Origin of the sequence: Tenacibaculum sp. (genome assembly GCF_050290165.1) — a bacterium.
Classification (GTDB): Bacteria; Bacteroidota; Bacteroidia; order Flavobacteriales; family Flavobacteriaceae; genus Polaribacter.
The window spans coordinates 314,178-335,971 of sequence record NZ_JBNKHD010000015.1 but is presented as its reverse complement, the minus strand read 5'-3'; the positions used below and the strand labels follow the sequence as shown (position 1 = coordinate 335,971).

Here is a 21,794-nt window from a genome sequence, read left to right as displayed (position 1 = left end):
AAAAGCTCACCTTTTGGTGAGCTTTTTTTATGAATCAAATCATCCTTTTTTTGAGTTGATAATTTTAATTACCTCTCTTACCAATTTAGGAACCGAGGCTGGGTTTTGCCCTGTAACCAATCGTCCATCCACTTCAACATGTTCATCTAGTGCATCTGAATAAAAGAATTTTCCTCCATGGTTTTCGACAGTCTTTCTTATTAAAAACGGAAAGCTTTTAAAGTATTCTCTTTCTTTTTTTTCATGGTCTTCAGGAAAGCCATTTACACGTTTGTTTTTTACCACATACTCTCCATTAGCCTTTTTCAAAAAAACGATCCCAGCAGTACCATGACAAACGGCACTGATAACACCTTCTTGCTTTTCATAAATATCCATAGCTATTTTTTGTATTTCTTTGTTCTTAGGCACATTAAACATAGCACTACCACCTCCAACATAATAAATAGCTTTATACTCAGATGAACGGACTTGCGTAGGCTTCTTGGTGTTTTTTAGCGCGTACATAAAATCACTATTGTATAAATACTCTTTCTTTATATTCTCAGATGTGTTCAAATATTTTAAAGGAATAGCTCCTCCTTCTGGACTAATAATATCAATATTAAAACCAGCATCAGTAAACATTTGATAAGCCAACACTATTTCATCAAAACTATTTCCTGTAGGAATATTTGTTCCCACATAATAGTCTGTATTTGAAACTACAAACAAAATTTTATTTCCTGTTTCAATTGATGATTCTCTAGTCGCTGTTTTGCTTATAATCTTCCAGCTATTATCAAACTTCCTCAATAAAAAAAGATCTACAAACCTCCATTTACGATTAGGAATTAAGATTTCAACTTTTGCAGTAGCAATATCATTCGTTATATCAATCGAAATGATTTCCCCTATTCTACCATTGAACTTTCCTTTTTTATTAGATGGAAAAAATTTTGAATACTCTTCAGTAGTAAACTGATTAAAGCCGTCTTTTCCTGTTAAATAAAGTGTTGCGTCTTTGTAAAAAGAACTTTTAAGAGTATTCATTTTATTAAAAGAACTCCCTTCTATATAATTGTTAAGTGTTTGTTCAATCAACTCTTTATCGGAAGAAGGAGGTAAATTAATATCTGGACGATCTAAGCTTTCATAAAACAAACGGTCGTCAGACACAAAACTCTTGTCGTAGTTGATTACTTTTTGTTGTTTACTTCCATAAATACTGACTAAAAGCTTTTCCTTAGTATCTTCTTTTACTTGTTTTCCCTGTGAAAAACTAGTTACAAAAAAGAAAGATACTACCGCTGTACATATAAATTTCATTTTAAAAGATTTTGAATTTGAATTCAAACCTCTTAAAACAATCTTCCTTTTTGATGATCTCCTATAATTTAGGCGTCCTAAATTATAATTCTATACTATAAAAACTGCTTTTGATATTGAGCTGGAGTTTGTCCAACCACCTTTTTAAAGGTAGCGTAAAAGTTTGATTTTGAAGAAAATCCTGCTTCAAACCCAATACTTTCTAAAGTAATTTTATGATTCTCTTTTAATAGTTTCTTCGCTTCTTCAATTCTGTATTCATTCAAGAAAGTTGCAAAGCTTTTTCCGAGATTGTCATTTAAAAATTGTGATAATTTATGAGAAGAGACTCCTATTTTAACTGAAATATCAGACAGTTTTATAGCTGTATCTTTATACAATTCTTCTTCTTTCATTAAAATGTCTAATTGTAACTTTAAAGAATCCGCTTCTTCATTTTCAATTTTTTTAGTTGAGTATTTTTCTGGTAAATCTTTAAAAATAGACTCTCTATTTTTCTTAGAAAGAAACAACAATACTAAGCCATAAAAGACAATAGAAAAAGTAACGGTTCCTACAAAATAGAAATAAAAATACCCAATAATGTATGCCAAATAAATTAGCAAATTACTCATATAAACAGCTACCAACCATACTTCTGAAGTAGTACAAGTTTCTTTCTTTGAAAATAGTTTTTTGAAAACATCTTTTAAAACAAAACCTGACAACACAACATAAATACCCCATACCAAATAAATAAACTTAACAAAATAGGTGTTCCAAAAAAGAGTATCTATTGCATAGGGTTTTATAATTCCTACAATAAGTATAATTAGAAATAATATTGAAAAATGGGTTTTCCACTTTAACGGAATGCTCTTCGTCTTATTTACAGAAGATTTTAAATAATAGTACAATGAGATCCCTATTAAAAAACAAGCCGACAATCCTATTTGGATAATCCATAAATTTCTTTCTTCTCTAGGAGTAAATATTGTGTAAACAGACTTTCCTATTCTCACTGTTAAGAAAAAGGTTAGCAACCCAAACAAAAAATTAGGGACTCTTTTTGTTTTATCTACCAATAAAAAATAGATACTCACCAAAAGACCATTAAATACGCCCAAAGAACAAATAAAAAAAAGCAGTGGATTGTCAAACATCATATCATTAGCAAAATACTCAACTAAAATATAAAATGATGCTATTATAACTAGGTATAATCTTATTAATTTTTCAACACCTTTTGAGCTTGAACTATATGACGTTCGTTATGATGGATCACAAAACGAAGCGTATCTCCTAACCTAAGTTTTAACAAGGGAAGCGTAATTGCTGTTTTAATTCTAGTCAAGTCTTTTTGTTTGGCTTGCTCCAATAACTCTAACAATTTCTCCTGGTTTTTTAAAAAGTTAGTGATTACTTCTTCTGTGTTCAACTTTGAATAGATAGGGTTTTTACTCTTAAACGTATTCATCGTTTTCATGCCTTTTTTCGGTAACATATCTACTGCAAACTTGTTTCCCCAATACCCCGATTTAAAAGTATCTGATTTAATATTATCAGAGTTTTGCAATTGCTTTTGTATTTCTTTATTGTAAAAAACTGCGTACAAATTTAAATGTTCCAAACACTCAACAACCGACCAAGACTTCGTGTCTTTTTTCCTTTGTAAATCAACCTCTGAAAATTCATTTAGTGATTGCACAAATTGAACATGAGAGTTTACATATTGCTTTAACTCTTCTAACAATGCTTCTGTTTTAAAAATCATCTTTTAAAATTTTCTTCAAAATTGACTCTTTTATAATAAAAAAATCTTGAGGCTAATCAAGAGTTTTTAAAATTCTGGACAAGGTTTCTGGTGTCATCCGTAAATAAGAAGCAATATATTTCAATGGAATTTCTTGAAACACCTGTGGACTTCTTTTCAATACGCTTTCAAAACGTTTTTGAGGTGAGTAAGTTATCAAATCTATTTCTCGTTCTATTTGTTGATATACAAAACTTTGCAATAATTGCTCCCATACTTTCTTATTTTCTTCAGAAGTTTGCATAAGTTTTGTAAAGCCATTTTTAGAAATCTTTTTCAAGTGACATTTCTTTAAAGCTTGTATATAAAACTTCGTTGGTTGTTCAGTTAAAAAAGAGTCTAACGCTGTTATTATGGAGTTTTTGTATCCAAATCGAATCGTGTGTTCTTCTTCATCGTCCTCTATAAAAACACGTAAACTTCCTTCTGCTACTAAAAACAAATCGGTGTTTACAGCTTCTTTAGTTATTAAATATTCATTCCTTTTTAGAACAATTTCTTCCTCCCAATTAGATTCTAAAACCGCTAAGAGCTTCTGATAAAAATTCATTAAAATAAGCTGGTTTGATTGGTTTGATGCTTGTCAAATTTAGAAAAATCTAATGGAGGTAAATGTTGATCTTTTAAATACATATTTTTCGCAAGCTTAAATTGCATTTTTATTTGTTCGGCTATTTTGCCTTCTCCTCGCATTCTATTTCCATAGCGTGAATCATTTAATGTTCCTCCATGACAATCTTCTATTTGATGTAAAATTTTCTCTGCTCTATCAGGATACGTTTTACGCAACCAATTGGTAAAAATTTCTCCGATAGCTCCATTCAAACGCACTATTGTATATCCTATTGATGTTGCTCCTAACTCGCTTACTTTTTTTACTAACGGTAGAATTTCATGACTGTTTATTGATGGTATTATTGGTGCCATCATAACATTGACTGGGATTCCGTTTTCTGAAAGAACCTGAACTGTTTCTAATCTTTTTTTTATCGATGCTGTTCTCGGTTCTACTACTCTTCTCGTTTCTTCAGATAGTGAGGTAATAGAGATACTTACTCGTACCAAATTCATTTCAGCCATTTCTTTTAAAATATCTAAATCGCGAAGAATTAACGAGTTTTTGGTTATCATACTTACTGGATGCTTCAACTTCAGCAGTACTTGTAACATTTTTCGTGTAATCTCTAGTTTCTTTTCAATCGGCTGATAACAATCAGTATTCCCTGAAAACATAATATCTTGTGGTTGCCAGCTTTTGCTTCGTAATTTTTTCTCTAACAATTCAGGTGCATTGGCTTTATATAAAATTTTACGCTCAAAATCCAAACCCGCTGAATACCCCCAATATTCATGAGTATTGCGCGCATAACAGTAAATACAACCATGTTCACATCCCTGGTAAGGATTCATAGAATATGAAAATCCTATATCTGGACTCGTTACTTTATTCAGAATTGTTTTTGGATAAATTTCTAAATAGGACGTTTTATTATTGTCTGCCAATTCACTTTCAGCTTCACAATAATTCAGAAAGTCGTCCAACACCGTGTGCTGATGCTGTAAAAACTTATTATGGGTGTTGTGTTGTGCACCACGTCCTTTAATGTAGTCCATATCATCTCTAAATAAACATTATAAAAATTGCCTTTAGAATGACTTTATCGAGAATAAATTTACTAACTTCTCAATACAATTTCGATAGAGAATCGAAACCATCCGAAGTGACGTTATAAAATTACAAGAAAAGAAAACACAAAAATGTTAATGTTGATAAATTTATCAATCTACTTAAGGTTTCACCAGTATTTTTTTAACTGCTATTTGACGTCCATCTTTTAGCAAACGAACAAATAACAAACCTGTTTTAAAATTTGGTACAGGAACAGTTTGTCTGATTTTTTGTAATTTATTGGTATAGATTATTCGCCCTGTAACATCCGTAATTTCTACGCTTAAATCATTTCCTCTTGAATATATGAACATCCCTTCTGAAGCTATTACGGGGTTAGGATATATTTTTAATGTGTTATCAAAAGGGAAACTTATATTTATAGCATCTGTATAAATTTCTGAACCGTCATTTAAAATAATTCGGGCTCTGTATTCATTCTCACCTCCTAAAACATCATTATCATCTACCTGAAGTTCTTGAGTATTAGGATTTGAAAAAGTTTTTACTATTTCAGTATCTCCATTTAAAGTCTTTTCAAAAACAACAGATGTCACATTTTTCAAAGTACTTAAACTTAATCGTATGTCAACAATATTTTCGTTTTTTATGAAAGCTAAAAAACTCTTGTAGTAACAGTAAATAGATTGCAAATCATAATTTATTGTTTGCCCTTTAATTCCTTTTTCCACATCAAAAACAGGAGTTATAGATATATATGGTGTTTTAAATGTACTTTTAGGTATAACTACACTCGTTTCATTTAGTGTAACATTAGTATGCATATAAGCATCTTCTAAAAATTGCACATCATAAGCAGTTGCATTGGGAACTGCTCCCCAACTAAATTGAATATTCTCATCACAATTATAATCTATTGTAGGGGTAATAATATCAGATACAACAAACTCATCAGAGGTATAATAAACTCCATTGATTAAAGCTCTTAATTGTACTACACCATTTATATCAGGGATATTCCAAAGCAAAAATGGATTCGAAACATTTGTTGAGTTCTCAACCTCAGTCCAACCTCCATTGTTTACCGAATATTCTATTTTACTTATTGAAGTTCCCAGATTATTAGTCCATCTTATATACTTATCTGTTTGGGTAGGTAATTGTTCGTTCTTACTTGGATAGTTCCATTTAAATACATTTTTAGGTTGAAAAAAATACGCGACAGAAAATGATTGTGAAGAAGTTGTCAGTGAGTTTGCTTTTACCTTCAATTTATACGTTCCTTCTTCAGGATTATTAATTGTAATTAATTCTACATTGTTGATGTGATCTTCTCCTTGTATAGCTTCTTTTTCTAGAGAAACTAAGAACGGTGAAGCATCTAAAACCCATGGAAGCCACGTATTGGAATCTTTACTCATTTCTAAATCAAGATCATTAACCAAGGCTATATTATCGTTGATATTTGCTGGAACGTCATTCCAAACTAAAGCTATCCTTACTTCTTGAGTTGTTGCATTAATAGGTATCGAATATTCTTTAACTTCATTACTAGAAACTATATCATTGATATAACTTCCTTCTTCTAAAATATTCAAGCTATTAGATGCATTTACATTACCATAACCGCTTTTAAAATCAATTTCTTTAGCTCCAACATCATCAGCTCCAGCAATTAATAATGACTTTACTAACGAAGAAGGAGGTAATACATTCGTACCCTCTTTATATTTCTGTTGCAACAGAGCTGCAATACCAGAAACTATAGCTGCCGCATCTGAAGTTCCATCTGGTCCGTGAGCCACTAACTCTGGCTTTACCCTCCCATCATAAGCAGGTCCTTTAGAACTTCTAGAGTTTATAGCTAATTCATTATTCACACCACCAACAACTAAAACATTCTTAGCCATTTTAAAATTTCCTGTCATATTAGCATACTCTTTTATTCCTTGATAGTTTCCTTCTTCTGGAGTTGATTCCCCTAGATTACCAGAAGAAAACACATGAAGTAACTCAGGAATATCTATTGTACTCTGATCATAGGCATTAGCTTCAGCCCCGTAAAAACTTTCTATTTCTGTTCCGTAAGAATGATTTTGAGTAAAAATAGTATTGTCTTTATAATAAGCATCATTGTCAGGCAATAGGGTACTAAAATCTGATGATGATAAATAACTATGGTTAGCAACGCCTTTAGAATCGTAAGAGGTATTTCCTGCTCCCCCTATAGTTGTTGCCATTAAAGTAGCATGACTAGAAACATCCGTAGCTTCGTTACCGTATAATTTTATTCTTTTTCGTAAATCTATATCCTCAATATCAAACAATAACTCTTTTACAGAGACCGTAATTCCTTCTCCATTGATTGTTTTAAAGTCATTATGAGCCTTATATACATTATTTACACTTAAGTCTACTTTTTCTATCGGAATGGCTTCTGGCTGAGGGGTAAGTTGTGTATCTATATAAACACTTTGATACAATGAAGCTATTTTGGATATCTCATTTGAAGATACTTCTAAGGTTAAAAGGTCTTTATACCTATGTAATATTTTAATATTTAGGTTTTTCCCAGCTACTTCTTTCAAAAAACTTTCTGAATTAATTGTTTTTACTACAATTTTTACCCTTTTATTTTTCTTCTTAGATAACTCTGCACTTCTGTTTGACAGTTTCCAATTATTATTTACATCAAACAAATCCCCTTTGAAAGAAAAACTGTTAACTCCCTCTTTTTTAGTTACTATAAAAAAATTATTATCCAATTTTCTTATAATATTTATCGATTTTTTGTTTAAAATAAAGTCTTTTTTACTGATTAGATAATATTTTTTTTTCAATATCTTTTTATCTAATTTCTTTGGTTCAATTTTTTTAACATTCAGAGGAAAATCAACTTGGGAGTATACCTTAAAGGTAAAAAAAACACTACATAAAAAAAGAAAAAAAACTCTCATAAAACATATACTATTCGCACAAATAAAACACTTTTTTTGCGTATTTCATTATAAAAACATACATTTATCATCAAATTTTAAAAAATCAACCCTTCAAAAAATGAAAAAACTAAAATTATCGCTATTACTAAGTGTAGTAGCTTTCGCAGTTGTTTTCTTTGCTGCGTGTAACTCTGAGGACAACACTCCTACCAATGAAATTAGTAAAATCACTCCTGAAATAGCTTCAAAATTACAAGCTGCTTATTTTCAAACTTCTTCTGCTAAAGTAACAACCTTCATGGGAGAACAAGGTGTAGCTGTAGAGGACATGTTCTTTACTTTTGCTCAAATTGATGAATTGGGTGAAGGTTCTCAAATTCCAAACACCGAACATTACAGAACTACTAATTTAGTAACTGGTTTACCTAGAGTTATTACTGTAAGTGTTTCTCCAGACTTAGGAACTTTAGGATCTAATGCTTTAGATAAGACAATCAGCATGTTGAACAACTTAGGTTCTCAATTAACATATCAAAGAGTTTCTTTTGGAGGCAAAGGAAAGTCTCAAGCTGATATTGAGGTTACAGAATTTTATGAGTTAGAAAGTGGTGGATATATTACACTAGGTAGAGCTGCTGGTTTCCCTACTAGAAGAGGAGATCCTGCTAAAGGTTTTGGAATAAACAGTAGATGGTTTGAATTATCAATCGCTCCTACTGTTAATGAACTTGCTGGTACAATGGCACATGAAATCGGACATTGTATTGGTTTCCGACATACAGATTACCAAACACGTGAAAGCTGTGGACAGAATGTTAACGAAGGTAGTGCTGGAGTTGGAGCTATCCACATTAATGGTACACCTACAGGATCAGATTCAACTTCTATTATGCAATCTTGTGGACCAGCAATAACATTTAATAATAATGATAAAAATGCAATGTTAACTCTTTACTAAGATTTAAAACATTCTTATAAAACAAACCCAGATAAAAGTTATCTGGGTTTTATTTTTTATAGTTTTCTAGTTTTATCTAACAACCAAAAATCTGCTAATACTAAGGCTGTCAACGCTTCTACAATAGGTACTGCTCTAGGAACCACACAAGGGTCATGACGCCCTTTTCCATGAATATCTGTAACTTCACCTTTTGAATTAATTGTTGCTTGATTTTGCATTATAGTAGCTACAGGTTTAAACGCTACACGGAAATAAATATCCATTCCATTAGAAATTCCTCCTTGAATACCTCCTGATAAATTAGACTGCGTGGTACCATCTGTATTAAAAATATCATTATGCTCAGATCCTTGCATTTTCGCACCACAAAAACCGCTACCAAACTCGAATCCTTTTACAGCATTGATTGATAACATTGCTTTGCCTAACTCAGCATGAAGTTTGTGAAAAATTGGTTCACCTAAACCAACAGGTACATTTTGCGCTACACAAGTAATCGTCCCTCCAATAGTATCTCCTGCTTTGCGTATCTCATTGATTTTATCAATCATAATTTCAGCAGATTTTTCATCAGGACAACGAACAATATTAGTTTCTGTCTTAGAAAAGTCTAGCTCTTGATACGGCTTCATTATAAAAATATCTCCAACTGACGATGTAAACGCATTGATATTAATATGTTGAATTAATTGCTTTGCTAATGCACCCGCCACAACCCAATTAGCTGTTTCACGAGCTGAAGTTCTTCCTCCACCTCTATGATCTCTTATTCCATATTTTTTATCATAAGTATAATCGGCATGAGAAGGACGGTAAACATCAGTATTGTGATTATAGTCTTTACTTTTTTGATTGGTGTTTTTTATTACAAAACCAATAGAAGCTCCTGTAGTCTTTCCTTCAAAAATACCTGATAAAAATTCAACTGTATCAGGTTCTTTGCGTTGTGTTACAATTTTTGATTGTCCAGGCTTACGACGATCCAATTCGTACTGAATCGCTTCGAAATCAACTTCCATTCCTGCAGGGAACCCATCAATAACACCTCCTATTGCTGTTCCATGAGATTCACCAAAAGTAGTTAACTTTAAAATATTTCCGAATGAATTAAACATATCTTATGATTTAACAGGACGAAGGTAGAGTTTAATTTGATAAAAAACTATCTTTTTTATACCTATAATTAGTATCAAAAACACTGTTTACAGTAGTAATTTTAGATATTTTCTATTTTTTTTATTTTCATCAAAAACCAAAACTTACTGATATAAAAACAGTTATGTTTTTTATTTTATTTTTAATCAAATTTTCTTGAAAAAAGTACTCAAAAACTTTTTTAGAATTGAAAAAAGGTCATATATTTGCATCCGCAATCAGGAAATACCTGATGAGGCAGTCAGGAGAAATGGCAGAGTGGTCGAATGCGGCGGTCTTGAAAACCGTTGTCTGTAACAGGACCGGGGGTTCGAATCCCTCTTTCTCCGCAAGTCCGAAGCGAAAGCTTCGGACTTTTTTTTAGGGGATTAAAGAAAAAAAGCTTACCGGGGTAAGCTTTTTTTTATTTCTATAATATGTCGTTGTTAGTTATACCTGTATAAAACGTATTCTACTCTGTAAAAAAATATATACTCTATAAAATAAAACTCCAAAAATTACCCCTGAAATATACCCACTAGTGACATCAACAGGAAAATGTACTCCTAAATAAATTCTACTATATCCAAATATTAGAGGAAATAAAACCATAAAGTAAATAGCTTTATAATGCTTTTTTAACAACAAAATCATAAACATGGTTATTGTTGTAGATAATGAAGCATGTCCCGACCAAAAACTATAGCCTCTTGGCTTATAAGTAAACTCTCTTAAATATCCTTTTAAACTTTCTGTATTACAAGGCCTGATTCTTTCTGTTGTATTCTTAACTAAATTGGTAAACTGATCAGAGAAAGCAACTATTACAGCAATAAACAACAATGTAAATACTCCTTTCTTCCAACCAAATTGTTTAAATACTAAAAACAACACTAAAACAAACAATGGCGTCCAAGTAAACTGATTCGTAATAGTTAACCAAAAACCATCCCATTGTTCACTTCCTAAATTATTAAGATAAACTAATAGCTCGCTATCTTTTTGTAGTATATTTTCTATCAAAACTATTTTCCTACTTTTAATACTTCTATTTCAAAAATCAAATCTGATTTAGGAGGAATTGGCCCTACTCTTTGATCTCCATACCCTAAATACGAAGGTATGAATAAACGTACTTTATCCCCTTCGCTCATTGTTTTTACCCCTTCTTTCCATCCTGCAATTAACGGAAAATTTTCGTCATCAACCGTAAAAACAAATGGCTCACCTTTATCTAAACTTGAATCTATTTTTCGTCCATCAGTTAAATACAAGGTATAGTGAGCAGTCGTTGGCAATGCTGGATTTACTTGTTTTCCGTTTCCTTTTTGTAAGGATAAAATCTTCAATCCTGAATCAGTGGTAATTGCTTCATTAATTCCTTGTTCTTCTTGATACTTCCTCTTTAGTTCTTCTAATTTTTGCTTACGCTCAGCTTCTTTCTTTTCAACATTTGCTAACTCTTCTTCAAAAACTTCCGGTGCATTAAAATTTTTAGCCTTATCTCCTACTCTTAAAATTTCAACATGTTCAATGAAGTCATTTTTCTCAATAGTATCTACTACATCTTGTCCTTTTAAAACGCGACCAAAAACCGAATGTCCTCCATCTAACCATGGAGTAGCTTTATGTGTAATAAAGAACTGACTAGAATTAGTAACGGGTTTAGAATAATTTGCCATAGACAAGACCCCTGGCCCATCGTGCTTGTATAACAATTCTCCTTCATCATTTATTGGAAACTCATCTGCAAATGTATAACCCGCATCTCCTCCTCCGGTTCCTGTTCTATCACCACCTTGGATCATAAAATCTTTAATTACACGATGAAATTTAGTCCCATCATAAAAAGGCTCCCCTTTTAACGAGTCTACCATTTTTGGATTATCTCCTTCAGACAAAGACACAAAATTAGCAACCGTCATAGGCACTTTTTCACTATGTAGCTTTATTAAAATATCTCCTTTGTTTGTTTGAATATCTGCATACAGCCCATTTTCTAAATTAGGGTATTTAGCAGATTTACAAGCAGTAAATAATACCGTAACAGCTACTAAAACTTTAATTAATTTCATCTATCTTGATATTTATGATTCTTTTATAAACAATCAATTAGGTTAGCAACAAGCACTAACCTAATTGATTTTCATATATTTATATTTTATTATTGTACTTTCAATAACTCCACTTCAAAAACTAAAGCTGAGAAAGGCTTAATATGTTGACCTCTTTTTTGGTAACCATAAGCTAATTCTTGAGGAATGAAAAACTTGTATTTTGAACCTGGTTTCATTAATTGCAAACCTTCTGTCCATCCTTTAATTACTTGATTTACTCCAAACTCTGCTGGCTCACCTCTTTCTACCGAACTATCAAAAACAGTTCCGTCAATTAAAGTACCGTGGTAGTTAACTTTTACACGAGAAGTTTCTTTTGGTGACTCTCCCTCTCCTTCTTTTAATACAATGTATTGTAAACCACTATCAGTAGTTTTTACTCCTTCTTTAGTTTTATTTTCAGCTAAAAAATCCTCTCCTACTTTTTTGTTATCAGCAAATTCTTCTTCAGCTTTTTTAGCTTGTTCTTCTTGCATCTTTTTCATTTTTTCTTGTTGCTTCTTCTGAAAAAATGCTCTTAAGATGTTATTGATATCTTTAGTCTCTACTAATAAATTCGTTGAGTCCATTCCGTTTTTAAATCCTTGTACAAATAAATCTTGATCCATCTCATCAAAATTTACTTTGATTTTAGTTGCCATGTCTAAACCTAATGCATAACTTACAGAATCTACCTCAGACGTTAATGAACTTTTTTGTTTGAACTGACCGTTACTACATGAAACAATTGATAAACCTACAACTGTTGCTGCTAAAATATTGGTTAATTTCATTCTTCTTTTTTTGATTTTATATCGATTAATGTTAGTGTACTTTGTATTGGCTGATTCACAGCTATTTTATTTCCATCACCTGTAACCCCAAAAGCACTGTACGATGGAATCACAAATGTAATAGTTTCTCCTATTTTCATCAACTTTATTCCATCTTGTAATGCTGGAATAAAATCTTCTTTGTCTATCTTATAAGTTCGTTCTTCATTTTCATATATAATATTCCCATCTATATCAGCAATATTGTATATAATTTGCACTACATCCTCTAACTTAGGAGATTCTGCGTTTAGAGTATCCTTTTTTACATAGGTATACCAATACCCATTAGCTGAAGTTAGGTATTGCCTTACTGTATCATGCGCAATCCTTTCTTCTAAATACTTTTTCTCTAAAGCGTTTAGTCTTTTATTTTTCTTTACAACTTCATGATAAAAATTTGTTGTTCCATGTTGTTTAGGTCTTCTTGCTTCTGGCTCTTTACAAGAAATCACAACAGTAATAACACTTATAAAAAGTAATAACCTATACTTCATATGAGTTTTTTAATTCGTGTTGATATTTAGGTAATAACGATTTAAATCGCGCTATCGTATCTTTCATACTATCCTCACTTCTTCCACCAGCAGCATTATCATGCCCTCCACCATCAAAATAGTTTCTTGCAAATTGATTTACAGAAAAACTTCCTTTAGATCGTAAAGATATTTTTACAATTCCTTGCTCTTCATCTTCTATAAAAATAGCTGCGAATACTATACCCTTTAATGATAAAGCATAATTAACTATTCCTTCGGTATCTCCTTTTTCGTAATGAAAACGTTTCTTTTCTTCTTCAGAAAGAGTTATAAATGCTGTTTTATACTCTGGTAATACTTTCATATTACTCAGCGCTTGACCAAGCAATAATAACCTATTGTAAGAATTTGAATCATGCACATTGCTGTGAATTTTATCATTCTCAGCTCCTTTATCTATCAAATCTGCAATGATTCTATGAGTTGTACTCGTTGTAGAACGAAAACGAAACGAACCTGTGTCTGTCATAATTCCCGTATACAAACAAGTCGCGATATTTTTATCAATCAACTCAACATCCCCCATCATTTCTATGAAATTATATACCATTTGACAGGTTGATGACATTGCTGTATCTGAATACATATATGTAAAATCATCTGGTTGTTGATGATGATCTATCAATACAAAATCGTTTTCGTATTGCTCTAAAGTATTCTGCATATCTCCTCCTACTCTATGCAATGCATTAAAATCTAATAAAAAAACAATATCTGATTTTGATAATGCTTTTACCGATTGGCTATTTTGGCGATCAAAACGCTTTACTGTTTCTGAACCTGGCACCCAATGTAAAAACTCAGGATATTCATTTGGCATTAACACTTGAGTAGTGTGTCCTTTTTTATCAAAATAGTGTTTTAATCCTAACGTTGAACCAATTGCATCTCCATCAGGATTTCTATGCCCAACAATCACAATGCTTTTAGGTTTCGATAAGAATTCTTGTAATTCTGTAAAGTGTTTTAAAATCATAGGAGGCGAAGATACAATTAAATTAAAAAATTTATGTAATTTCGCGCCGATTTATGTAGAGCACGCATAAACAACAACAATTAAGGAATTTATCATTTACTGATAACTATTACATTTAATAATGGCAACAAATAGAACTTTTACAATGATTAAACCAGATGCTGTTGAAAACGGACACACTGGTGCAATTTTAGAAAAAATTAATGCTGCGGGATTTAGAATCGTAGCTATGAAAAAAACACAAATGACTAAGCGTGATGCTGAAACTTTTTACGGAGTACACAGCGAGCGTCCTTTCTTTGGTGAATTAGTAGAATTCATGACTCGTGGACCAATCATCGCTGCTATCTTAGAAAAAGACAACGCTGTTGAAGACTTTAGAACTTTAATTGGTGCTACTAACCCAGCTGAAGCTGCTGAAGGAACTATCCGTCAGTTATATGCTACTTCTATTGGAGAAAATGCTGTACACGGTTCTGACTCTGATGAAAATGCAGCTATCGAAGGTGCTTTCCACTTCTCTGGTAGAGAAATGTTTTAATTTCCCACATAGAGAACAACTCATATTTAAAACTCGTTACTATGTAACGAGTTTTTTTATTCTTTTAATCTAATTAACAACTTAGTTAACTTCAACTTTACTAAGCACAGCTAGAACAAGTACCCGACACTATACCATTAAAATTTTCTAGCACATACTTTTCGGGTAACGTCACTTTTACCTCTCCTTCTAAACACTCTACTTTACCACATACAATACATCTAAAATGAAAATGATTGTGTTTATGCCTTTTCTCTTCACATTTTACACAGAAAGCAAAGTATTGTTTTCCATCATCTCCTATTATTTTATGAACCACACGATCATCACACAATCTATTTAAAACCCTATAAACTGTTGCTCTATCTGCTTTACTCGTCATTTTCTCTTGAATCATTTCATGGCTTAATGCCAATTTAGAGTCCTTTAACAAAGAATAAATCTCATTCGAATGTAGTGTATTTCTTCTTTTCATTTTATCTAATGCGATTATGTTGCAATAATAATAAAAAAGTATATCTTTACCAAAAAATAACAGCATGAATCATACATTACAAATTATCATTATCGGAATTGGAGCTACATTAACTATGGATGTTTGGGCATACCTTTTAAGTCTTTTCAACATAAAATCTTTAGATTATCGTTTTGTTGGAAGATGGCTAGGTTATATTACCAAAGGTAAGCTTAAGCACGATAAAATTTTCAACACCAAACCTTTCCCTAACGAATTAATCATTGGCTGGATAGCGCATTACCTAATTGGCATCACCTTTACATTTCTTCTTGTTATCATATATGGTAAAGATTGGCTTAACACACCAACACTACAACCTGCAATTATTATTGGTTTAACAACTGTAGTTGCTCCATTTTTCATCATGCAACCTTCTTTTGGAATTGGAATAGCAGCTTCTAAACTACCAAATGCAAACATAGCACGTTTTAAAAGCCTAGTTACTCATTTTATTTTCGGATTAGGAATCTATTTAACAGCTATGCTTTTTTAGCATAATATTGAATATTTTAGCTATCGATTAATACACTTGTAAAAAAGAATTCACTCTTTATAATTTACTTTAATAACACATGAGACAATTAACACTAAACGAACTAGAAAACAAATTCAAAGACTATATTTCAGATGTTGAATATTGTGAATTTTCAGAAGTCTCAAACAAGCTTACCCAACTAATATACTTTTTAAAACATCAGGATATTTCAAATAGAATTCTTGAAAGAATAGAAAATGATTACTCCGAAATCAAAACAAAACTACCATCTGATTTTAATAATATCAAAAGTTCAGAAAAACGAGTTATAATCCAAAGTTTACTTACACCAGATATACAAGGGGCTTTTGCTTATTTTACTATTTTAACAAAGTTTAATCAGGAAAAAAAATCAACACCTCATTATATCGAATTATCAAGGTATTGGTATGATAAAGGAAGAGATTTCCATGAATATCAGAGGACTTTTAATAACTATTTCCTAACCCCCTTTAAAGATTTGTTTTTATGGTATATCTACGAAAGCAACATAGTATCTGATTGCGATTATTTCTCACACGAAAGCCGCGATAAAATAGAAGAACAACTTTTAGAATTAAAAGAGATGTTAATAAAACAAAACTATGGCCAACAAGTAATCTTTGACGAAATTGATGAATTAAAAGAGTTAACAAATAGAGTAAACAAAAAGAATTGGTTCGAAATAATCAAAGGTAAATTTATTGACCTTGCATTAAGCGAAATAATTTCAATAGAAATCGCAAAAACAATAATTAAAACACTAACAGGCTCAGAAACAAATCTTTTAAAATAAACACTCTATTTTAACACATTACAAACCCTAGACTAAACTAGCATTATTTTTTTTACAAGTTCCTCCCCCATTTCTTCATTAATCATGCGTATAATTTTATCTTTTCCATAGCTCAACTCTTCACGTAATACAGAAGAAGACAAACGAACAATTAAAGTGCCATTTTGTAGTTTTACTTCGCTTGTATATGAAGCAACACCTGTTCCCATCAATTTTTCCCAAGCTTCATCAATATGAATTTTCTGAAAACCCTTTTTCAAATTATTATTCTCTTGAATAAAACTCCCCATTAAGTCTTTTATGGAAAAACTGTCATTTTCTCTTTTAGCCATTTGTTTTATCTTTTTATCATAACCAACAAGAATTGCAAGCTAATTATTCAAAAATTACTTCGTCATACTTTCTTGTAATCACCTTATAATTTAAAAATCTGATACTCTTGATTACTCTTTTTAATAACTTCCTCTGTACGATCAGCATGTGTATCAGTAATAAAAATTTGTCCGAACTCATCACTATTCACTAAATCCACAATTTGTGCTACACGATGTTCATCTAACTTATCAAAAATATCATCCAACAACAAAATTGGTGTGACATTAGATTGCTGTTTAATAAACTCAAACTGTGCTAATTTTAATGCTATTAAGTATGATTTTTGCTGTCCTTGTGAACCAAACTTTTTTATAGGATGCTCCCCTATTTCAAAACTTAAATCATCTTTATGTATTCCTGCTGATGTATATTGTAATATCTTATCCTTCTCCAAATTTTGCACCAGTAAATCTTTCAAAGACACCTCATGTAACTGACTTTTGTATCGCAAATTTACTTCTTCATTAGCTCCAGTAATAATTTGGTGCTTAACATTAAAAATAGGCACAAATTCTTCTAAAAACACTTTTCGCTTATTGTAAATAACCGTTCCGTATTCAATTAACTGCTCGTCGTACACCTTTAAATTTAAAGCGTCAAATGTTCTGTTTGCTGCAAAATATTTTAGTAAAGCATTTCGCTGACTTACTATCTTAGTGTACGAAATTAAAGCTTGTAAATACTGTTTATCCTGTTGCGAAATTACTCCATCGATAAATTTACGACGTGTTTCACTTCCTTCTACAATCAAATCTCTATCTGCAGGAGAAATAATAACCAAAGGTAATTGACCAATATGTTCAGAAAACTTTTCATATGCTTTACCATTGCGTTTCAAAACCTTCTTTTGCCCTCTTTTTAAAGAGCAAACAATTTTTTCTTGTCGTTCATTTAGCAAATAATCACCCTCAATCATAAAAAAATCTTGACCGTGACGAATATTCTGACCTGCAACCGAATTGAAGTAACTTTTCGCAAAAGACAAGTAATAAATTGCATCTAATACGTTGGTTTTCCCAATACCATTATTCCCTACAAAACAATTTATTTTCTTCTGAAAATCAAAAGTTTGCAATTCGATATTTTTAAAATTCACCAATGATATTTTTTGCAAATACATGAATAAGCGTTGTTTCAAAAAAGAATGCGCAAATTATCGAAAATTTACGAAAAAACGACTTTTAAAATCCAATTAAAAAAACTATTTTTGTCGCCACTAATTTTTTAAGCAACTATGGCTACATACAAAAAAAGAGGTTTTAAACCTAAGAAAGAAAAGGTTACACAAGAAGTAGAAGAAACATTTGATGAAACGCAAAGTACTACTGCTGAAGTATTTAATACTTTAGACGAAACTGCGAACAAATCAGAACAATGGATTGAAAAAAATAGCAAGCCATTATTTTACGGATTGGTAACTATTGCAGCTTTAATTTTAGTGTACTTAGCTTATAATAAATTTATTGCTGAACCAACACAAAAAGAAGCTTCTAACGAATTAGCTTACCCACGTACTTTCTTTGAAAAAGCAAATGTATCTGCTGGAGCTGCTGCTGATTCTTTATACACTCTTGGTTTAGAAGGTGGTGATGGAAAATACGGTTTTGTTGATATTGCTGATAAATTTAGCGGAACCAAAGCTGGAAACTTAGCAAACTACTACGCTGGTATTTCTTACTTAAGAATGAAAAAATACGAAGAAGCTATCGAGTATTTAGGAAACTTTAGTTCTGACGACGAATTATTAGGACCTGCTGCTTTAGGAGCTATTGGTGATGCTTTTGCTGATATTAACCAACCAAAAGATGCTTTAGACTACTATGAAAAAGCAGCGAACAAAAAAGACAATCAATTTACAACTCCTTTATTCTTATTCAAAGCAGCTCAGATTGCTATGGATTTAAAAGAGTACAGTAAAGCTGAAAAATTATACACAACCATTAAAGAAAAATATGCTGATACCGATCAAGGTAGAGATATTGAAAAATATATCAACAGTGCTAAATACGCTCAATAATGGCAACAACAAATTTATCTTATTACGATAAAGCTTCAATCCCAAATGCGAAACCTTTTCGATTTGGGATTGTTGTTTCAGAATGGAATCCTGAAATCACCAAAAACCTTCATAAAGGTGCAATTGAAACTTTACTAGACTGTGGTACTGAGCAAGAAAACATTGTTTCTTGGGATGTTCCTGGTAGTTTCGAATTAGTATACGGTTGCAAAAAAATGATTGAAACCCAAAAATTGGATGCTATCATCGCTATTGGTAATGTTATTCAAGGTGAAACCAAGCATTTCGATTTTGTATGCGAAGGAGTAACACAAGGAATAGTAGACTTAAACATCAAATACGATGTTCCAGTAATCTTTTGTGTATTGACTGATAACACTAAACAGCAATCGATCGACCGCTCTGGAGGAAAACTAGGAAATAAAGGAATTGAGTGTGCTGTGGCTGCTATTAAAATGGCCGCTATTAAAAACCAAGAACGCACATCTAACTCATTAGGATTTTAATTTCTTTTAAAACAATAGAATATAAAGCGAGAAATCTTAAAAGGTTTCTCGCTTCTTTTTTAACTTTAATTTATTTATAAATTTTGACCACCTGTCTATAATTCAGTAACTTTGAATTTCGTCTTATTTGGTGTGATTTTTGTACCGCTTAAGCTATAAATGAAGCAACATTTTTATGGGAATTATCAAAAGAGAAAATAAAAAGTTCGATTACAAACCTCGTTATTACAAAGGAGAAGGAAACCCTTATGAGATTAAACAGAAGTTTGATGATTACAGAACTACTATTGGAAAGAAAAAGAATTTAAAAGGAAAGTTTAATGCTGCTTTTGATGACTTAAAAAAATCAGGATACCGATTAAACAAGACTGTTGTTATTATTGCGCTGATTTTAACGCTAATCTTCTTGTTTTTAATCGATTTCGATCTTTCAATCTTTTTCCCTAAAAAATAATTAAATGTCAGATATCATACAGTTACTTCCTGATCATGTTGCGAATCAAATTGCTGCTGGTGAAGTGGTGCAACGACCTGCTTCTGTGGTAAAAGAATTGATTGAAAACTCTATTGATGCTGGTGCTACCTCAATTACTTTACTTTTAAAAGATGCAGGAAAAACTTTGATTCAAGTAATTGACGATGGTAAAGGAATGAGTCCTACCGATGCTCGCTTAAGTTTTGAGCGTCATGCTACTTCAAAAATTAAAGAAGCTCAAGATTTATTCAACTTAAATACCAAAGGATTTCGTGGAGAGGCTTTAGCTTCAATTGCGGCAATTGCTCATGTTGAATTAAAAACAAAGCAGGAAGATGATGAACTGGGTACACAAATAAAAATTGAAGGAAGTGAAATTGCTTCTCAAGAAGTAATATCAACAGCAAAAGGAACGAGTATTGCTGTTAAAAATTTATTTTTTAACATTCCAGCACGTCGTAACTTCTTAAAATCAGACGCTATTGAAACCCGTCATATTATAGATGAATTTCAACGTGTTGCTTTGGCACATCCTAGTATTTCTTTTTTATTACACCACAACAATAACGAAGTTTACCATTTAAAAAAGAGCAATCTTCGTAAGCGTATCGTTGCTATTTTTGGAACTAAAATGAATGAAAAACTAGTTCCAATTAACGAGCAAACCGATATTATTACTGTTAATGGATTTGTGGCAAAACCTGAGTTTGCTAAGAAAAAACGCGGAGAACAATTCTTTTTTGTCAACAACCGTTTCATTAAAAGTTCATACTTAAATCACGCTGTGGTTAATGCTTTTGAAGGTTTGTTAGAAAGTGGATCACATCCATCGTATTTTTTGTATTTAGAAGTACCACCGAATACGATTGATATCAATATTCATCCGACAAAAACAGAGATAAAGTTTGACAATGAAAAAGCCTTATACGCTATTTTACGTGCCACTGTAAAACATAGTTTAGGGCAATATAATGTTGCTCCTGTATTGGATTTTGACAGAGATGCTACTTTAGATACTCCTTACGATTATAGTAAAAAAAGTGGTTCTTCGATTCCACCGATTACAGTAGACCCAACTTTTAATCCGTTTAAAACGGAAACAACAAACTACGACGAACCTACGATTACTAACAGTTCTTCGAAAAATACTAGTACACACAGTTATCAATCAAACTTTAAGAAAGATACTGGTAGTTGGGAAGCTTTATACACAAATATAGATACTGTTGAACCTATACAACAAGAACAACTTTTTGAATCTCAACAAGAAAACGAAACGGGAAAAACCTTTCAAATTCAAAAGAAATATTTACTAAGCTCTATAAAATCTGGAGTAGTATTAATTCATCAATCCTTAGCACATCAACGTGTTTTATATGAAGAGTTTTTAGAGAACATTACTGTTAAAGAAGCTAGTAGTCAGCAATTGTTATTTCCAGTAAACATTTCATTTTCTTCATCGGATATTGAAATGATTTACAGTATAAAGTCTGATTTAGAAAGTGCTGGATTTATGTTTGATGAATTTACAAAAGAAAGTGTAGTAATTGCGGGAATTCCTACCTCTATAACTGAAAGTCAAATTACTTTTATTTTAGAGCAGTTATTAGACGATATTAAATTAGAAGTACCAGATACTAGTTTTAGTCATTTTGATATTATGGCTAAATCATTTGCTAAATCATTAGCCATAAAAACAGGAACTTCGTTAAGTTTAAAAGAACAAGAAAACTTGGTAAACAATTTGTTTTCTTGCAAGGAACCTAACATTTCACCATTTGGTAAATCAACATTTAAAACATTAGCTTTAAGTGAAATTGATACCATTTTTAACAAATAAAAAAG

At 31.6% G+C, this 21,794-nt stretch carries 23 protein-coding genes and 1 tRNA gene; 9 read left to right on the top strand and 15 right to left on the bottom strand.

From position 1 onward, the window contains the following. Positions 1-39: 39 nt before the first annotated feature. From ACQY6M_RS12745 to ACQY6M_RS12720, 6 genes are all read right to left on the bottom strand, one after another. Positions 40-1,308 (bottom strand): nuclear transport factor 2 family protein, encoded by a 1,269-nt coding sequence (locus ACQY6M_RS12745; protein ID WP_428742266.1) that lies wholly within the window; start codon positions 1,306-1,308, stop codon positions 40-42. A 95-nt stretch (positions 1,309-1,403) separates the two neighbouring features. Further along, positions 1,404-2,390 (bottom strand): helix-turn-helix domain-containing protein, encoded by a 987-nt coding sequence (locus ACQY6M_RS12740; protein WP_428742265.1) that lies wholly within the window; start codon positions 2,388-2,390, stop codon positions 1,404-1,406. Positions 2,391-2,515: 125 nt separating this feature from the next. Then, positions 2,516-3,061 carry a DinB family protein gene (locus ACQY6M_RS12735; protein ID WP_428742264.1) on the bottom strand — a complete coding sequence of 182 codons (546 nt, stop codon included), beginning with the start codon at positions 3,059-3,061 and terminating at the stop codon, positions 2,516-2,518. A 52-nt stretch (positions 3,062-3,113) separates the two neighbouring features. Beyond that, complete coding sequence (locus ACQY6M_RS12730) at positions 3,114-3,650, bottom strand: Crp/Fnr family transcriptional regulator (protein ID WP_428742263.1); 537 nt, start codon at positions 3,648-3,650, stop codon at positions 3,114-3,116. Beyond that, positions 3,650-4,714, bottom strand: coding sequence for a PA0069 family radical SAM protein (locus ACQY6M_RS12725; RefSeq protein WP_428742262.1), 1,065 nt, complete (start codon positions 4,712-4,714; stop codon positions 3,650-3,652). Before ACQY6M_RS12725 ends, ACQY6M_RS12730 begins: the two co-directional genes overlap by 1 nt. Before the next feature lie 174 nt (positions 4,715-4,888). After that, positions 4,889-7,495: a S8 family peptidase gene (locus ACQY6M_RS12720; RefSeq protein ID WP_428742261.1), complete on the bottom strand. Its 2,607-nt coding sequence runs from the start codon at positions 7,493-7,495 to the stop codon at positions 4,889-4,891. A gap of 292 nt (positions 7,496-7,787) precedes the next feature. Between ACQY6M_RS12720 and ACQY6M_RS12715 the strand changes: the two genes are divergently transcribed. Beyond that, positions 7,788-8,627: a M57 family metalloprotease gene (locus tag ACQY6M_RS12715; protein WP_428742260.1), complete on the top strand. Its 840-nt coding sequence runs from the start codon at positions 7,788-7,790 to the stop codon at positions 8,625-8,627. A 56-nt stretch (positions 8,628-8,683) separates the two neighbouring features. On the opposite strand, the gene aroC is transcribed toward ACQY6M_RS12715, so the two are convergent. Beyond that, positions 8,684-9,745, bottom strand: coding sequence for a chorismate synthase (gene aroC / locus ACQY6M_RS12710; RefSeq protein ID WP_428742259.1), 1,062 nt, complete (start codon positions 9,743-9,745; stop codon positions 8,684-8,686). A gap of 284 nt (positions 9,746-10,029) precedes the next feature. Here aroC and ACQY6M_RS12705 point away from each other — a divergent pair. Further along, positions 10,030-10,114 (top strand) — tRNA-Ser (locus ACQY6M_RS12705). A 100-nt stretch (positions 10,115-10,214) separates the two neighbouring features. On the opposite strand, the gene ACQY6M_RS12700 is transcribed toward ACQY6M_RS12705, so the two are convergent. The 5 genes from ACQY6M_RS12700 to ACQY6M_RS12680 form a co-directional block, all read right to left on the bottom strand. Next, a complete protein-coding gene (locus ACQY6M_RS12700; protein ID WP_428742258.1) occupies positions 10,215-10,787 on the bottom strand; it encodes a phosphatase PAP2 family protein in 573 nt (190 codons plus the stop codon). Between the two features lie 2 nt (positions 10,788-10,789). Then, positions 10,790-11,839 (bottom strand): peptidylprolyl isomerase, encoded by a 1,050-nt coding sequence (locus ACQY6M_RS12695; RefSeq protein ID WP_428742257.1) that lies wholly within the window; start codon positions 11,837-11,839, stop codon positions 10,790-10,792. Between the two features lie 89 nt (positions 11,840-11,928). Then, positions 11,929-12,654 (bottom strand): FKBP-type peptidyl-prolyl cis-trans isomerase, encoded by a 726-nt coding sequence (locus ACQY6M_RS12690; RefSeq protein WP_428742256.1) that lies wholly within the window; start codon positions 12,652-12,654, stop codon positions 11,929-11,931. Further along, on the bottom strand, positions 12,651-13,190 hold the full coding sequence (gene gldI / locus ACQY6M_RS12685) for a gliding motility-associated peptidyl-prolyl isomerase GldI (protein ID WP_428742255.1): 540 nt from the start codon (positions 13,188-13,190) through the stop codon (positions 12,651-12,653). The genes ACQY6M_RS12690 and gldI overlap by 4 nt, the downstream gene beginning before the upstream one ends. Continuing rightward, positions 13,180-14,208: a DHH family phosphoesterase gene (locus ACQY6M_RS12680; RefSeq protein ID WP_428742254.1), complete on the bottom strand. Its 1,029-nt coding sequence runs from the start codon at positions 14,206-14,208 to the stop codon at positions 13,180-13,182. Before ACQY6M_RS12680 ends, gldI begins: the two co-directional genes overlap by 11 nt. A gap of 121 nt (positions 14,209-14,329) precedes the next feature. On the opposite strand from ACQY6M_RS12680, the gene ACQY6M_RS12675 reads away from it, so the two are divergent. Next, the gene (locus ACQY6M_RS12675) at positions 14,330-14,749 is read left to right on the top strand and encodes a nucleoside-diphosphate kinase (RefSeq protein WP_028892988.1); all 420 of its coding nucleotides are present in this window, start codon (positions 14,330-14,332) and stop codon (positions 14,747-14,749) included. A gap of 100 nt (positions 14,750-14,849) precedes the next feature. Here the strand turns inward: ACQY6M_RS12675 and ACQY6M_RS12670 are convergent, their stop codons facing one another. Then, complete coding sequence (locus ACQY6M_RS12670) at positions 14,850-15,224, bottom strand: Fur family transcriptional regulator (RefSeq protein ID WP_428742253.1); 375 nt, start codon at positions 15,222-15,224, stop codon at positions 14,850-14,852. A 64-nt stretch (positions 15,225-15,288) separates the two neighbouring features. On the opposite strand from ACQY6M_RS12670, the gene ACQY6M_RS12665 reads away from it, so the two are divergent. Both ACQY6M_RS12665 and ACQY6M_RS12660 read left to right on the top strand, forming a co-directional pair. Further along, the gene (locus tag ACQY6M_RS12665) at positions 15,289-15,759 is read left to right on the top strand and encodes a DUF2938 domain-containing protein (protein WP_428742252.1); all 471 of its coding nucleotides are present in this window, start codon (positions 15,289-15,291) and stop codon (positions 15,757-15,759) included. A gap of 79 nt (positions 15,760-15,838) precedes the next feature. Continuing rightward, positions 15,839-16,576, top strand: coding sequence for a hypothetical protein (locus ACQY6M_RS12660; RefSeq protein ID WP_428742251.1), 738 nt, complete (start codon positions 15,839-15,841; stop codon positions 16,574-16,576). A gap of 32 nt (positions 16,577-16,608) precedes the next feature. Here the strand turns inward: ACQY6M_RS12660 and ACQY6M_RS12655 are convergent, their stop codons facing one another. Next, entirely contained in the window at positions 16,609-16,908 is a 300-nt protein-coding gene (locus ACQY6M_RS12655; protein WP_428742250.1) for a DUF721 domain-containing protein, read from the bottom strand. Between the two features lie 83 nt (positions 16,909-16,991). After that, a complete protein-coding gene (gene recF, locus ACQY6M_RS12650; RefSeq protein ID WP_428742249.1) occupies positions 16,992-18,071 on the bottom strand; it encodes a DNA replication/repair protein RecF in 1,080 nt (359 codons plus the stop codon). 114 nt (positions 18,072-18,185) lie between these two features. Here recF and ACQY6M_RS12645 point away from each other — a divergent pair, with 114 nt between their 5' ends. From ACQY6M_RS12645 to mutL, 4 genes are all read left to right on the top strand, one after another. Beyond that, positions 18,186-18,968, top strand: coding sequence for a tetratricopeptide repeat protein (locus ACQY6M_RS12645; RefSeq protein WP_428742248.1), 783 nt, complete (start codon positions 18,186-18,188; stop codon positions 18,966-18,968). Continuing rightward, the gene (gene ribH / locus ACQY6M_RS12640) at positions 18,968-19,474 is read left to right on the top strand and encodes a 6,7-dimethyl-8-ribityllumazine synthase (protein WP_428742247.1); all 507 of its coding nucleotides are present in this window, start codon (positions 18,968-18,970) and stop codon (positions 19,472-19,474) included. The genes ACQY6M_RS12645 and ribH overlap by 1 nt, the downstream gene beginning before the upstream one ends. Before the next feature lie 175 nt (positions 19,475-19,649). Beyond that, positions 19,650-19,928, top strand: coding sequence for a riboflavin synthase subunit beta (locus ACQY6M_RS12635; protein WP_428742246.1), 279 nt, complete (start codon positions 19,650-19,652; stop codon positions 19,926-19,928). Between the two features lie 4 nt (positions 19,929-19,932). Continuing rightward, the gene (gene mutL / locus ACQY6M_RS12630; protein ID WP_428742245.1) at positions 19,933-21,789 is read left to right on the top strand and encodes a DNA mismatch repair endonuclease MutL; all 1,857 of its coding nucleotides are present in this window, start codon (positions 19,933-19,935) and stop codon (positions 21,787-21,789) included. Positions 21,790-21,794 lie beyond the last annotated feature (5 nt).